At 59.6% G+C, this 14,433-nt stretch carries 12 protein-coding genes; 8 read left to right on the top strand and 4 right to left on the bottom strand.

Features of this window, described 5'->3' with window-relative positions; translation table 11 throughout:
* Positions 1 to 41: 41 nt before the first annotated feature.
* Entirely contained in the window at positions 42 to 992 is a 951-nt protein-coding gene (locus KJF94_RS26850) for a homoserine kinase (protein WP_214380036.1), read from the bottom strand.
* A 58-nt stretch (positions 993 to 1,050) separates the two neighbouring features.
* Positions 1,051 to 1,341 carry a DUF2782 domain-containing protein gene (locus KJF94_RS26845; RefSeq protein WP_214380035.1) on the bottom strand — a complete coding sequence of 97 codons (291 nt, stop codon included), beginning with the start codon at positions 1,339 to 1,341 and terminating at the stop codon, positions 1,051 to 1,053.
* A gap of 74 nt (positions 1,342 to 1,415) precedes the next feature.
* Here KJF94_RS26845 and polA point away from each other — a divergent pair, with 74 nt between their 5' ends.
* Entirely contained in the window at positions 1,416 to 4,187 is a 2,772-nt protein-coding gene (gene polA, locus KJF94_RS26840; protein WP_214380034.1) for a DNA polymerase I, read from the top strand.
* Between the two features lie 289 nt (positions 4,188 to 4,476).
* Here the strand turns inward: polA and yihA are convergent, their stop codons facing one another.
* Complete coding sequence (gene yihA, locus KJF94_RS26835; RefSeq protein ID WP_017341758.1) at positions 4,477 to 5,118, bottom strand: ribosome biogenesis GTP-binding protein YihA/YsxC; 642 nt, start codon at positions 5,116 to 5,118, stop codon at positions 4,477 to 4,479.
* A 191-nt stretch (positions 5,119 to 5,309) separates the two neighbouring features.
* Here yihA and KJF94_RS26830 point away from each other — a divergent pair, with 191 nt between their 5' ends.
* The 7 genes from KJF94_RS26830 (at position 5,310) to KJF94_RS26800 (ending at position 12,631) form a co-directional block, all read left to right on the top strand.
* Complete coding sequence (locus tag KJF94_RS26830) at positions 5,310 to 5,600, top strand: c-type cytochrome (RefSeq protein ID WP_008156007.1); 291 nt, start codon at positions 5,310 to 5,312, stop codon at positions 5,598 to 5,600.
* Between the two features lie 46 nt (positions 5,601 to 5,646).
* On the top strand, positions 5,647 to 6,258 hold the full coding sequence (locus KJF94_RS26825) for a c-type cytochrome (RefSeq protein ID WP_214380033.1): 612 nt from the start codon (positions 5,647 to 5,649) through the stop codon (positions 6,256 to 6,258).
* 199 nt (positions 6,259 to 6,457) lie between these two features.
* On the top strand, positions 6,458 to 7,099 hold the full coding sequence (gene dsbA / locus KJF94_RS26820; protein ID WP_214380032.1) for a thiol:disulfide interchange protein DsbA: 642 nt from the start codon (positions 6,458 to 6,460) through the stop codon (positions 7,097 to 7,099).
* Positions 7,100 to 7,113: 14 nt separating this feature from the next.
* Positions 7,114 to 7,992 (top strand): endonuclease/exonuclease/phosphatase family protein, encoded by an 879-nt coding sequence (locus tag KJF94_RS26815; RefSeq protein WP_214380031.1) that lies wholly within the window; start codon positions 7,114 to 7,116, stop codon positions 7,990 to 7,992.
* Entirely contained in the window at positions 7,989 to 10,058 is a 2,070-nt protein-coding gene (locus tag KJF94_RS26810; protein WP_214380030.1) for a GGDEF domain-containing protein, read from the top strand. Before KJF94_RS26815 ends, KJF94_RS26810 begins: the two co-directional genes overlap by 4 nt.
* A gap of 103 nt (positions 10,059 to 10,161) precedes the next feature.
* A complete protein-coding gene (locus tag KJF94_RS26805; RefSeq protein ID WP_214380029.1) occupies positions 10,162 to 10,941 on the top strand; it encodes an N-acetylmuramoyl-L-alanine amidase in 780 nt (259 codons plus the stop codon).
* A gap of 76 nt (positions 10,942 to 11,017) precedes the next feature.
* Complete coding sequence (locus KJF94_RS26800; protein ID WP_214380028.1) at positions 11,018 to 12,631, top strand: EAL domain-containing protein; 1,614 nt, start codon at positions 11,018 to 11,020, stop codon at positions 12,629 to 12,631.
* A gap of 7 nt (positions 12,632 to 12,638) precedes the next feature.
* On the opposite strand, the gene KJF94_RS26795 is transcribed toward KJF94_RS26800, so the two are convergent.
* Entirely contained in the window at positions 12,639 to 14,429 is a 1,791-nt protein-coding gene (locus tag KJF94_RS26795) for an ATP-binding protein (protein ID WP_214380027.1), read from the bottom strand.
* Positions 14,430 to 14,433: the final 4 nt, after the last annotated feature.

The raw sequence follows: 14,433 nt of genomic DNA, 5'->3' as shown, positions 1-14,433 counted from the left end.
CTGCTGCGCAGGCCAGCGGGAGCAAGCTCCCTCGCCACAATTCAGAGGGCGAACGGCAGCGGCGTGCTGACCTTCTGCCGCTGCGCCAAGCGCTGCTGAAATTCCATCGGGTCGTGAATCAACACGTCCTGCCCGGCGAAAGACTCTGCGGCAATCAACCGCGACAACCAGAACCGCACACACGCCACACGCAGCATGGTCGACCACAACTCCGCCTCGGCCGCCGTGAATGGCCGCAACGCGGCATACGCCCCCAGCAACGCCCGCGCCCGCGGTCCATCAATCAACCCGTCGTCGTCCGAGCACCAGTCGTTCAAGGCAATCGCCACGTCGTAGAGCATTGGCCCCGAGCAAGCATTGTAAAAGTCGATCAATCCCGTCAGGTGCGTGCCTTCGAACATCGCGTTGTCGCGGAACAGGTCCGCGTGGATGTTGGCCCGTGGCAACGCCAGAATTTTCTCTTTTTGCTGTGTGATTTCGTCAAGCGCCCGTTGCAGCAAATCACTTTGCTCGGCATTCAGATGCGACAACAGCTGCGTGCCCTCTTCCAGCATCCAGTCCAGCCCACGATCGGTCTTGCGCTTGATCATGTTGGCCTGGGTTGCCAGATGCAGGTGCGCGAGCAACTCGCCCACTTGGGCGCAATGCTGTGCGTTGGCGACCTTGATGTGCTTGCCGGCCAGACGCGGCTGCAACAGCGCAGGCTTACCGGCCAGTTCGCGCAAGGCGACGCCATCGGTGGTGCGCAAGGCGTAAGGTACCGGCAGGTCGGCTTCATGCAGCACGTCCAGCAGTTCAATGAAGAACGGCATCTCCTGAACCGGACCACGCTCAACCAGGGTCAGGACAAATTCGCCCTGCTCCAGGCTGATAAAGAAATTGGTGTTTTCGCTACCGGCGGCAATCCCCTGGAAATCAAGCAGGCGGCCGAGCCCGTATGGGGCGAGAAAGGTTTCCAGCTCGGGCCGAGCCAGCGGGGTGAACACAGACATGTTTTAACTGCCAGTACGGGCGCCGCTGCTTGAGCCAGCGCCGATTGAAATTAAGAATCTACTTCCATTCAAAAATCTTCCACGACGGAATCAGCATATCCGGCTGATCCGAGCGGATGAAGTTCGCATCCGTCCCGTCCGCGCGCACCAGGAAATACGGCGGCGCATTCTTCGGCGTAACCTTGATCGCATACAGGAAACCGTTTTGGCGGTATTCCTGAATGACCTTGTCCCCTTCCGTGCGGATCGTGACTTCAGGCTCTGGAGTCGGCGCATCGTCCGCCGCCATGACGGCCAGTGGAACGGTTGCAAACAAGCCAGCCAGCAGCAAGCGATTTAGTGTGCGCATGATAACCTTGTCCCTTTGTCGTCAACGGTCCCGCTATTCTAGCGCCGGACCCGCCGAAAAGGTTGATCCTGCTCATGAGCCAAGCCCCCCTCGTCCTGGTGGACGGTTCTTCTTACCTGTACCGCGCCTTTCACGCCCTGCCACCGCTGACCACTTCCAAAGGTTTGCCGACCGGAGCGGTCAAAGGCGTGTTGAACATGCTCAAGAGTCTGCGCAAGCAGTACCCGGACAGTCCGTTCGCCGTGGTGTTTGACGCCAAGGGTGGGACGTTTCGCGATGACATGTACGCCGAATACAAGGCCAACCGTCCGAGCATGCCCGATGACATGCGCGTGCAGATCGAGCCGCTGCACCAGAGCGTGATCGCTCTGGGCTTCCCGCTGCTGTGCGTCGAAGGCGTCGAGGCCGATGACGTGATCGGCACCCTGGCCCGCAGCAGTGCGGCGGCCGACCGCCCGGTGATCATCTCCACCGGCGACAAGGACATGGCGCAGCTGGTCGACGGCCACATTACCTTGGTCAACACAATGACCGGTAGCAGCATGGACGTGGAGGGCGTGAAGGAGAAATTCGGCGTCGCTCCCGAGCAGATCATCGATTATCTGGCGTTGATGGGCGATTCTTCCGACAACATCCCGGGCGTTCCGGGCATCGGTCCCAAGACCGCTTCCGGTCTGTTGGTCGGCGTAAACGGCGGCCTGACCGAGCTCTATGCGCAGCTCGACATCGTTCCGACCCTGCCGATTCGCGGCGCAAAAACCCTGCCGGCCAAACTCGAAGAGCACAAGGAGATGGCTTTCCTCTCCTACCAACTGGCGACGATCAAGATCGACGTGCCGCTGGATATCGGCCTCGACGACCTGCAAATGGGCAAGCCGGATCACGACAAACTGGCCGAGCTCTACACGCTGCTGGAATTCAAGAGCTGGTTCGAAGACAACCAGCGCGACGCCAAGCGTTCCGGCCAGGAAGTCACCGCGTCGGTGGCTGAAGAAGTCTCCGTCGAGACTGAACTCAAGTACACGACGATCCTCACTCAGGCCGATTTCGACCTGTGGCTGAAGAAGCTCAACGACGCCACGCTGATCGCCTTTGATACCGAAACCACCGGCATCGATGCGCAGCAGGCGCAACTGGTCGGCCTGTCGTTCGCTGTACAGGCCAACGAAGCGGCCTACATCCCGCTGACCCATTCCTACATGGGCGTGCCGGATCAGCTCGATCGCGACACCGTGCTGCGCGCACTGAAACCGATCCTGGAAGACCCGAACAAACTCAAGGTCGGCCAGCACGCCAAGTTTGACATGAACATCCTGGCCAACTGCGCCATCGGTGGCGACCAGAGCTGCGGCATCACCGTACAAGGCATCGCCTTCGACACCATGCTCGAATCCTATGTGCTGGATTCCACCGCGACCCGCCACGACATGGACAGCCTGGCGCTGAAGTACCTGAATCACACCACCACAGGTTTTCAGGACATTGCCGGCAAGGGTGCCAAGCAACTGACCTTCGACCAGATTTCCCTGGAGCTGGCCGGGCCTTACGCCGCCGAAGACGCCGACGTGACCCTGCGCCTGCATCAAACCTTGCAGGAAAAGCTCAACGCGATTCCGAGCCTGAGCAAAGTCCTGAGCGACATCGAAATGCCGCTGGTGCCGGTACTCGCACGGATCGAGCGTCAGGGCGCACTGGTCGATGCCAACCTGCTGGGCATCCAGAGCGTTGAGTTGGGCGAGAAAATGGTCGCCCTGGAGCGTGAGGCATTTGCCATCGCTGGCGAGGAATTCAACCTCGGCTCGCCGAAGCAATTGGGCGTGATCCTGTACGAAAAACTCGGCCTGCCGATCCTTAGCAAAACCGCCAAGGGCCAGGCCTCGACCGCCGAAGCTGTATTGGCTGAACTGGCCGAGCAGGATTACCCGCTACCCAAAGTGCTGATGCAGTACCGCTCGATGAGCAAACTGAAAAGCACCTACACCGATCGCCTGCCGGAGCAGATCAACCCGCGCACCGGACGGATTCACACCTCTTACCATCAGGCGGTCGCGGCGACCGGGCGTTTGTCGTCCAGTGATCCGAACCTGCAGAACATCCCGATCCGCACCGCTGAAGGTCGTCGGATTCGTCAGGCGTTCGTTGCGCCAAAAGGCTACAAGCTGCTGGCTGCGGACTACTCGCAAATCGAGTTGCGCATCATGGCTCACCTGGCCAAGGACGAAGGTTTGCTTCACGCCTTCCGCAATGACCTGGACGTGCACAAAGCCACCGCCGCCGAGGTTTTCGGTGTTGAGTTGGCGCAGGTCACCACTGATCAGCGTCGTAGCGCCAAGGCGATCAACTTCGGTTTGATCTATGGCATGAGCGCGTTTGGCCTGGCCAAGCAGATCGGCGTCGATCGCAAACAGTCCCAGGCGTACATCGATCGCTATTTCGCCCGCTATCCAGGCGTCCTGGAATACATGGAGCGCACCCGCGCCCAGGCGGCCGAGCAAGGTTTCGTCGAGACCATCTTCGGTCGTCGCCTGTACCTGCCGGAAATCAACGCGAAAAACCCGGCCCTGCGTAAAGGTGCCGAACGCACGGCGATCAATGCCCCGATGCAAGGCACGGCGGCGGACATCATCAAGAAAGCCATGGTGGCTGTGGATAACTGGCTGACCTCATCGGGTCTCGACGCCAAAGTCATCCTGCAGGTGCACGATGAATTAGTGCTTGAGGTGCGTGAAGATCTCGTCGATCAGGTTCGTGAGGAAATTCGCCTGCACATGAGCGAAGCCGCGAAGCTTGATGTGCCGCTTCTGGTCGAGGTTGGCGTAGGAAATAACTGGGACGAGGCTCACTGATCTGTCTGAAAAGGCGTTTTCTGCTGCGGCATAGTGCCGCGGCAGAGAGTTCGAAGGGCGCTTATTTCAGAAAACGCTCCGGCTTATTTCAAATGGTTTTTGAACCGCCGGAACTAAACCTGTGAACTGCCACTCAGAGTTACTGAATGGCTGGTGAAGCCCTTCGATGCTCCTATGTTGTGTTAAGTGTTGGCAGATAATCTGGACCCCGCCCTAGCGGTCCGGAACTTGAACCCCGGAACTTCCCCCTCCCCATAAGAAGTCCGGGGTTTTTTTTGCCCGCGATTTGTTATTCCGCAAGCTCGGAGCCTTTGTCAGCCAGTTCCATCCAGCCCGCCAATACAGTGTAGGCGTCTTCCAGGCCCATGCGTTTCGGTGCCGAAAACAGCTGAATGCTGATCGCATCGCCCCAGCCTTTTCGAATATCCGACTGAACCTTGAGCAGCACGTTTTTCGCCGCGCCGTAAGTCAGCTTGTCCGCTTTGGTCAGCAGAATGTGCATCGGCATGCCGCTGGCGACGGCCCAGTCGAGCATCAACAGGTCGAAGTCGGTCATTGGATGACGGATGTCCATCATCAGAATCAGGCCTTTCAAACTCTCGCGACCACCCAGATAAGCTTCCAGGTGACGCTGCCAGTGCAGCTTCAACGGGATCGGCACTTTCGCATAACCGTAGCCCGGCAGGTCGACCAGACGACGATCATCGTCTAGCTTGAAGAAGTTCAAGAGTTGCGTGCGACCCGGGGTTTTCGAGGTCCGCGCCAGGCTGGCATGCGTCAGGGTGTTCAACGCGCTGGATTTACCGGCGTTGGAACGCCCGGCGAAGGCCACTTCAAAGCCTTCGTCGTCGGGACATTGATCGACTTTGGCAGCGCTGAGCATGAAGGTGGACTGTTGGCACAGGCCGAGGATGGGGTTCTTGAGTTGCATGGGATTTCCGATGTGGGCGGCGCCGGGAATGGACGCGGCAAGCGGTGTCGTTTCCGTTTCAGTAGCGCCAGTATATAATGCCGCAGATTTTGTGTGCGCTTTGTCCCAGCGTAGGATGAAGTTCACGAGAGCGATTGACCTTGATTGCGCACTAGAACGCAGAACGCTCTCAACCCTGAAAAGGTCGTTTTATGACGAAATGGCTGCTAGCTGCCGGTGTCTTGATGCCGCTTTACAGCGCTCAGGCTACACAGGATCCGGAAGCTGTGTACAACCGTGTTTGTGGTGCCTGTCATTCCGGCCAACTACCCATGGCGCCCAAAAAGGGCGATCAGGAAGCTTGGACGCCGAGGTTGGCGAAAGGTATGGAGACGCTGGTGCAACACGTGACCCAGGGTTTCAAGGCGATGCCGCCGCGTGGTTTGTGCATGGACTGCAGTGCCGAGGATTACCAAGCCATCATCCAGTGGATGAGCGAGTGATCCCGGTCCATAACTCTTTAACCCTTAGCCGTAGTTGGATTAGCTGATGAACAAATTGATCGTGAGTCTGCTGTTGACCGTGGGGATCTCCGGCATAGCCCATGCTGCAGGTGATGCAACTGCTGGTCAGGCGAAAGCCGCAGTATGTGGCGCCTGTCATGGCCCGGATGGCAACAGCATGGCGCCTAACTTTCCGAAACTGGCAGGTCAGGGCGAGCGTTATCTGAACAAGCAGCTGCACGACATCAAGTCCGGCAAACGCACGGTACTCGAAATGACCGGCCTGCTGACCAACCTGAGTGATCAGGACCTGGCCGATATCGCCGCCTACTTCGCCAGCCAGAAAGGCAGCGTTGGCGCCGCCGACCCTAAAGTCGTGGCTCGCGGTGAAGCACTGTTCCGTGGCGGCGACCTTGCCAAGGGCCTGCCAGCCTGTACTGGCTGCCACTCGCCAAACGGCGCAGGCAACGCGGCCGCCGGCTTCCCTCACCTGGGTGGCCAGCACGCTCAATACATTGCCAAGCAGCTGACCGATTTCCGCAAGGAAGAAGGCGGTCGCAGCAACGACGGCGACACCAAAACCATGCAGACCATTGCCAAACGCCTGAGCGACGAAGATATCGCAGCGGTGTCCAGCTACATTCAGGGCCTGCACTAAGCCGGCGAATCGGGCGTCGGGCGGGACGTACATCTCCTGCAACGTTAACGCTCTATTAATCCGTCGCAGCAAGTATAAAAAGGGTGGCTCAGGCCGCCCTTTTTTGTGCCTGCTGCCGTTACACTACAGAACTCAAGCCCGCCATGACCTGTCTGAAAACAGGTCGCGCGAGGCGACCCAAATTGTCCAGGAGTAAAGCATGCGTAATCTGATCATCAGCGCCGCACTCGTCGCTGCCAGCCTGTTCGGCATGACTGCCCAAGCCGCCGAAGCACCCGCCGCCCCTTATGTCGAACTGAGTAATCCGGTTCCGGTTGCGGTGCCTGGCAAGATCGAAGTGGTGGAGCTGTTCTGGTACGGCTGCCCGCATTGCTACGCTTTCGAGCCGGTGATCAATCCTTGGGTCGAGAAGCTGCCGTCCGACGTGAATTTCGTCCGTATTCCAGCCATGTTCGGCGGCCCATGGGACGCACACGGCCAGATGTTCCTGACCCTGGAAGCCATGGGCGTCGAGAGCAAGGTTCACGCTGCGGTGTTCAACGCGATTCAGAAAGAACACAAAAAGCTGACCGATAAAAACGAAATGGCCGACTTCCTGGCGACTCAAGGCGTAGACAAGGACAAGTTCCTGGCGACCTTTGATTCCTTCGCCGTTAAAGGCCAGATTGTCAAAGCCAAAGAACTGGCCAAGAAATATGAAATCTCCGGCGTTCCAACCATGATCGTCAACGGCAAGTATCGCTTTGACGTGGGCTCTGCCGGCGGTGCCGAGCAAGCCCTGCAACTGGCCGACAAACTGGTCGACAAAGAGCGAGCGGCTAACAAGGCTGCTGCCAACTAAGCGCGGGGCCTGCCATGCGCCGCTGGGGTACTGAACGCATCGTTGGCCTGCATGATCCGCAGGTCAACGAACATCACCTGGAATCGACGGGCCTGCCCGCAGACAGCCGTCTGCGCTTGCTCAGTTTCAATATCCAGGTCGGCATCAGTACCGAGCGGTATCGGCACTACGTGACCCGGGGCTGGCAACACCTGTTGCCTCACAGCGGGCGTGCTGACAATCTGCAAAAGATCGGCAATCTGTTGGGCGACTTCGATCTGGTCGCCCTGCAGGAAGCCGATGGCGGCAGCCTGAGATCCGGCTACGTCAATCAAGTGGAACACCTGGCGCAACTCGGCGCCTTCCCCTACTGGTATCAACAACTCAATCGCAACCTCGGTCGGCTCGGCCAGCACAGCAATGGCGTGCTCAGCCGCCTGCGCCCGTGGGCGATTGAAGATCATCCGCTGCCGGGGCCCAAGGGTCGCGGTGCGATCCTGGTGCGTTTTGGTGAAGGTCCGGAAGCGCTGGTGGTGGTCATGATGCACCTGGCGCTGGGCGCCCGCGCCCGAAGCATGCAACTGGCTTACATCCGCGAGCTGATCGGCGGTTATAAACATCAGGTGCTGATGGGCGACATGAACACCCACGCCAGTGACCTGCTGCAAAATTCTCCGTTGCGCGACCTCGGCCTGCTGGCGCCGCAACTGGAAGCGACCTTCCCCAGCTGGCGCCCGCAGCGCTGCCTGGACCATATTCTGCTGAGCCCGACCCTGACGCTGGAAAAGGTCGAAGTGCTGGCACAACCCATTTCCGATCACTTGCCGGTCGCGGTAGAGATTCGTCTGCCGGGCTCGCTCACGGCCGATGCATTCCCCGCGTTGAGTCCAGCCCCTCGCGGAACCCATGAATGAGCGACGAAACACAGCGCTGGAAAGAGAAATACCTCAAAAGCATCGAACAACAGGAAAAGCTCGAACGTCGCTGGGACGCCCGGCTCGACCTGCTGCGGCGCGGACTGGTGCGCAGCACGCTGGCGGCCGAGGGCACCGACCGCGCGGTTGACCAGTGCATGAAAGAAATGCGCGAAGTCATCCGCACCAATGACATGGACGCCGGCCTGGCGGCACTGCTTCCGCGACTGGAAAAAGCGGTACTCGACTCCGAACAGCGCCGCGAGACCCGAGTCAATCAGACCAGCGCCGCACTGACTGCGCTGGTGGCGCAACTGCAGACATTGCCGCTGCCCCGTGAAGTGAGCCGCCCACTCAAGAACTTCGCCAAAACGCTGGACGGACGCGTCAGCCAGGCGCGTGAGATCCCGTTGCTGCTCAGCGAGCTGAGCGGCCTGCAAGGAAAAGCCTTGAGTCAGCTGGAGAACCCGGCGGAACCCGGTCGGCCAGGTTTGTTGCAGCGTTTGTTTGGCAATCGTGAAACGGAAGATGCGATACAGCAGGTGGCTCCCCCGGAGGTGCAAGCGCCCACTCCGCTGCCTGTCGATGAGGTTGCTGCGGCACCTCCCGAACTGCCGCGAGTGATCGTCGAGCCCGTGCCAGTTGCCGACGAACCACGCGTGACGCCGCCCGCCGATCTTCCTGCCGAGCCTGATCCAGAGGCGATCGAAGCACCCGCAGCGACGACGCCAATCGCTGAAGTCGTGGCATTTGTCCCACCAGTCCATGAGCCTCAGCGAGCGCCTGCTCCTGTCCAGCCGGAGAGTGAACAACCAGAGCAATCGGCACCAGTCGCCTTACCAGCCGCCATGTCTACGGTTGCCGAGACTCAACTGGCGACCAATCCAGACGAGTTGACCCCGACGGTATCTCTCGACAGCCTGCCCCTGCCCTCGGTCATGGCCCAGGCATCCGCCACCGTCGATCCGGAACAATCTGAACACGATATTCACTACGCCCTGCCGGACTCGCCAGAACCGTCCTACAGCTCTGTTGCCAAGCACATCGAAGACACGCTCCTGGGTCTGCTGGACGACCTGTCACTGCCCGAGCGCCATCGGCCACAAGCCGAAGCGATGCGCGATCGCCTGCAGAACGGTTTGAACTGGTACGAACTGCTGCCGATCCTCGACGATCTGGCCACTTTGATGCTGGCGATTAACGACAGCGGCCAGCATGAATTCGAAGCCTATCTGCAGCAACTCAACGAGCGCCTCGAGTCATTCCAGAGCAACCTGCAAGCCGCCAGCGATGGCCACGCGGACAACCGCTCAGCCGCGCGCGAAATGGACACGCAGATCCGCGAGCAGGTCGACGGCCTGCAGAGCAGCATGCAAGAGGCGGCGGACCTCGAAGATCTCAAGCACGTCCTGGAGAACCACCTCGAAGGCCTGCTCGGGACCATGGATCAGCACCAGAAGCAACGTGACGAGCGCGAGCAGGAAGTGGCCGCCCGCCTTAAAAGCCTGGCCGAACGTGTGGCACACATGGAGCAGGAAGCCCAGGGCTACCGCGAGCATCTTGAAGAGCAGCGCCAGAAAGCCTTGATCGACCCGCTGACCGGACTGCCCAACCGTGCGGCCTGGAGCGAGCGGCTCGATCACGAAATCAGCCAGTGGCAGCAACACGGCAACACCCTGTTGCTGGCCATGCTCGACCTCGATCATTTCAAACGCATCAATGACAACTATGGGCACCTGGCGGGCGACAAGGTGCTGAAAATCTTCGCCAGCGTATTGCGCAAACGCCTGCGCGGGACCGATTTCATCGCGCGGTTTGGCGGTGAAGAGTTTGTGCTGTTGATGCCAGGCACAGTGCAAGCGACGGGGGCAAAACTGCTGGAAAACCTGCGCGCATCCATCGAAGCCTGCCCGTTCCACTTCAAAGGGGAGCCGGTGACCATTACCGTTTCGATGGGAATGACTGCATTCAAACCCGGAGAACACAGCGATATGGTGCTGAAAAGAGCCGATCAGGCGCTATACCGTGCCAAACATGCAGGGCGTAATCGGGTGGAATTGGGCTGAGAGCCAATTGTTCCATTTTGTTTAAATGGTCCCGTTAGCCGTCGTCGCGCAAGGCATTACGTTACACTGTTGCATTACTGTCTTGCGCGTATTGTCCTTTGCCATGAAATATCTTGCTCTCATCGTGTCGCTTCTATTGGCCGGCTGTGCCAGTGGCCCCCGGTTCGACACCAGCCATCCTTCATCCAATCACGACAGTCGCATTCAGTTCGTGGTGGTTCATTACACCTCCGCATCGCTGGAACGCTCGCTGCAACTGCTGACCCACGGCGAAGTCAGCAGCCACTACCTGATCGGCGACGATAAAAACGCCACCATCTATAAGCTTATGGATGAAAACCTGCGGGCATGGCACGCCGGAGAAAGTGAATGGCAAGGTCGGACCTGGCTGAACTCCAGCTCCATTGGCATCGAAATCGTCAATCCAGGATTCAAGGAAACCCCGACCGGTGGGCGTTACTGGTACCCCTACAGCGAAGCTCAGATCCAGTCGTTAATCGTGTTGCTCAAAGACATCAGCCAGCGCTACGCCATCCCCCCCCGCAGCATCATCGGCCATAGCGACATCGCACCGCTGCGCAAGCTGGATCCGGGGCCGGTTTTTCCCTGGAAACGGTTGGCAGCCGAAGGCTTGGGTATCTGGCCGAACGAACAGGCCGTGGCGCGTCAACAAGCGCAGTTCAACGCTGAACTGCCGAGCGTCAGCTGGTTTCAGGGACAGTTGGCCCGCCTGGGTTATGCCACGCCGCAAACCGGTGAGCTGGACGTTGCGACCCGCCACGTGATTGCAGCCTTTCAGATGCATTTCCGGCCATCCCGCTTCGACGGCATGCCGGACGCGCAAACGGCCGCACTTCTTCAGGTCTTGAACCAGACAAAATAATGACGCCCGCCCGACGGTCCGGGCTTTTTCCCAATCAGCAGCTATAACTCATTGGTAATTCTTCGGATATTCCCACATGACCGCTACTCGAGAGACGCTTCGTAGCTGGTTCTATCGCCCATGGTTTTTGGCGATGCTGGCTGCTGTCCTGAGCAGCGTATTGCTATTGGCACTGAGCCTGTTCGTGGCGGTGCATCAGATCGAGCAGAACGAAAGTCTGGAAATGAACGCGCAGGGTGAGCGATTTCTTGCGCGCCTGGAGCAGTTGTTCGGGCAGCTGCGCGAAGGCCTCGATGATCTGGAGGCCCAACCGCTGCGAACCTGCGACAAAGACATGATCGCCACTTTGCAGCAGGTCACCTTCAATTACCGCTTCGTTTACGAGGCCGTGTACATGGATGCCTCGAAGATCTGCTCTAACCGTCCGCGCCAGGAAGGAACGTCACTGGCACGCCCCCCGGACATCAAAGACCCCACTTACAGTTACTGGCTGAACACCACCACCGAACCTGATGAAAACCGGGCCGCGCTCATGCTCGGGCGTGGCAATTTCCGTGTCGCGACCTCTCGCGGACATTTGACCGACATGGTCGACCTGTCGCCGGGCAGCAGTCTTTTGGTGATACTCGACCACGGCACCCGCGCGATTCCGGTGCTGGGCTCCGCGCAAACCTGGCCGCCGACCAAGCCTTGGCCACCGAAAGGCAGCGATGTCTTGCAAGTCACCCCGACTCGCTTGATTTACCTCATGCCGACCAAAAGCCCTGAATACCAATTGGTGCTGATCACCCCGCGCACCGGCGTGAGTGTGCCCGGCGCCTGGTGGTGGCTGGTGCCGGCGAGCCTGGCGCTGGGAGTCGTCGCGGGCTTCATGGTGTTTCTGCTGGTGCGTCAGCGACAGTCACTGGACGCCGAATTGGCTGGCGCGATACGGCGAGGTGAGTTGCAGGTGTTGTACCAGCCCATCTTCGACCTCGACAGCCGCAACTGTGTCGGGGCTGAAGCCTTGCTACGCTGGCGCCGGCCTGACGGCACCCTGACCAGCCCCGATCTGTTTATTCCCATGGCAGAGAACACCGGCCAGATCCGCCAGATGACCGACTTCGTCCTGCAACGCCTGCTGGAGCAGCTTGGGCATTTGTTGCGGGCCAATCCGCAGCTGTACATCTCGGTCAACCTGGCGGCCTGCGACGTCATGGTGCCGCGTATCGGCCAGGTGATGGCGCGACTGTTGATCCTGCACCGGGTCGCGGCCAAACAGATTGCCTTTGAAGTGACCGAGCGCGGCCTGATCGATGTGGTGGTGGCCCGGGAAAACCTGCAAGCCTTGCGCGACGTCGGGCATCAGGTGTTGATCGATGACTTTGGCACTGGCTATTGCAGCCTCGCCTATCTGCAAACCCTGCCAGTGGATTGCCTGAAAATCGACAAGGCGTTTATCGATGCGTTGGGGCATGACGCCGCCAGCAGCGGCGTGGCGCCGCACATCATTCACATGGCCCAGGCGCTGCAACTCAAAGTGATTGCCGAGGGCATTGAACATGAAGCGCAAGCAGCGTTTCTGAGCAGTGAAGGAGTGAAATACGGTCAGGGCTGGTTATTCGCCCATGCGTTGAGCGCCGTTCAGTTCATCGAACTGATTACCCGTGGCCGGCGACTCGCCGGCCGACGCCTGGATGACGAAGCGTAAGCGCGCGTTAAACCGCCAGCGCCATGTAGAACTGAGTGCCCTGCCCCGGCCGCGAATAGACGCCCATCCGCCCACCGTGCAACTGCACGATTTCCTTACACAACGCCAGGCCAAGCCCCGCGCCACCCTTCTTGCGCCCGACCTGTACAAAGGGCTCGAAGATCCGCCCCTGCTGGCCATAAGCGATACCTTCGCCATTGTCCTCGACACTGATAATCACCCGCTCGCCGTGGCGTCGCGCCTGCAAGCGGATCTGGCCATCAGCGCCGGTATGACGCAACGCGTTGTCGATGAGGTTATCGAGCACCCGGTCCAATTGTGGCTGATCGGCCTGTAACCAGGGTAATGGCCCCTGCACTTCCACCAGCAAATCGATGCCCTTCTCTTGCGCGGTATCGGCAAACCTCGACCGGGCCTGCTCCAGCAGCTCTTCGATGGAGCACGGCGCCAGGGAAAGTTTCTGCAAGCCGTTCTGGTAGCGTGAGAAGTTCAGCAGGTCATTGATCAACTGCATCAAGCGCTGCATTTCTTCATTCACGGTGTCCAGCAGGTCAGCCTCTCGCGAGTCCGCAGCGAAATGCGCGCGCTCGCGGAACAAGCCGAACGCCATGTGCATCCCGGTGACCGGCGTGCGCAGCTCATGGGAGGCGCGCAATACAAACTCGCTGCGCACCCGTTCGAACGCCCGCTGCTCGGTGACGTCATGCAGCACCATCACCGCCCCCAGAATATGGCCCTGGGTATGACTGACCGGCGTCAGGCTGTAAGTGAGCAAACGCGATTCACCATCGACCTCGATACTCAGGTCCTCCGGTGCACGCTCCAGCGTGCCTCCGCGCAGTACCAGTTGCAGCTGTTGATCCAGCTCCGGGCGTTCGAGCGCTGAGCCCAACCCCTGGCCGAGACGGTCGGTATCCCAACCCAACTGACGCTGCGCCACCGGGTTGAGGTGTTCCAGATGGCCCTCGCGATCGATCATCAACAGACCGTCGTCGATACTGTCGAGTACCGCCTGCAACCGCTGCTGGCCGGCGAGCAGCTCGTCGATATTGGTGGCCTGGTGCTGACGCAGCGCCTCGGCCATGATCCCGAAGCGCTTGGTCAGCTGATTCATCTCCACCGCAGAGGAAATCGGCAGGGTCACCTCGAAGTTGCCTTGGCCGATGTGGTCGGCGGCCTGAGCCAGGGCTTCGATCGGCTCACCGAAACGTCGAGCGATCGCATGGGCGGTCACGAAGCCGATAATCAGCACCGCCAGCCCGACCAACCCGAGCAGGCCGGCAATGAGCAGCGCCCGATCCCGGGCATGACGTTGCGTTTCATTGATTCTGTCCAGCGCATGCTTGTGCTCGGTGATCAGACCGCTGCGCAGCACGTTGAATTTTTCGGTGAGCGCTTCGTTGCCACTCAACACATGGGACGGATCACTTGAGAGGGCCAACGCCTGAAGAAAACTCAGGTAATCCTCTTTGGCTTGCAAGAATCCGTACTGGCGCCCCTCGCCGCCCTGATCATGGGCGATGCCTTCATCCAGCAGCTGAAAATAATGCTGCTTGGACGCTTCGAATGCCGCAGGGTCGGGTTTGTCACCCATCATCAGAATCAGCTGGTCGCCCAAGGTCTGACGCAGTTTGAGGCCCAGATCCAGGGTGACAAAGTTGTCGCGCACCAGGGCTTCCTGGGTTCCCGCCATCTGCATCACACTGACCAGCCCGAGCAACAGCCCAAGCAGCGCAACGGTGATCAGTGCAGAAATACTCAGAAAAAGCCGAGTACGCAACTTCATCGCCAGTTTCATCGAG

The organism is Pseudomonas hormoni (assembly GCF_018502625.1).
Lineage (GTDB): Bacteria > Pseudomonadota > Gammaproteobacteria > Pseudomonadales > Pseudomonadaceae > Aquipseudomonas > Aquipseudomonas hormoni.
The sequence above is the reverse complement of the archived record's forward strand: the minus strand, read 5'-3'. Positions and strand labels throughout refer to the sequence as shown.